This window comes from Neisseria sp. P0014.S009, from assembly GCF_051958155.1.
GTDB lineage: Bacteria > Pseudomonadota > Gammaproteobacteria > Burkholderiales > Neisseriaceae > Neisseria > Neisseria flavescens_C.
In genome coordinates this window covers 1-257 of the sequence record NZ_JBQCVS010000164.1, presented here as the reverse complement: position 1 = coordinate 257, position 257 = coordinate 1, and the positions used below count along the sequence as shown (strand labels likewise).

The following is a 257-nucleotide window of genomic DNA, read 5'->3' as shown; positions in this document are numbered from 1 at the left end:
CCGAATTTCTGCGCCAAAACGCGTTCTTCGGGCATGATTTGAAAGCGTGTCATATAGGCAACAAATGCAGCCAAAAACAACCACGGCAGCGGGTGCGCCAAATAGCCCGCCCATGCGACCAGCCAACAGCCCAGACCCGCATACATCGGGTTGCGGCTGAAACGGTACACGCCGTCTGAAACGAAGTGTTCGGTTTGTTCGGGATTGAGCGGGCTGACGGTCGTGCGCAAACGGCGAAACGCCCACACACCTAATAC

1 protein-coding gene is annotated in these 257 nt (G+C 56.4%); it reads right to left on the bottom strand.

What is annotated here, in order from left to right; all coding sequences use genetic code 11:
* Nucleotides 1-257 (bottom strand): methyltransferase family protein (locus tag ACTHS4_RS12135; protein WP_440366013.1); only part of this gene is annotated, 257 nt, incomplete at both ends.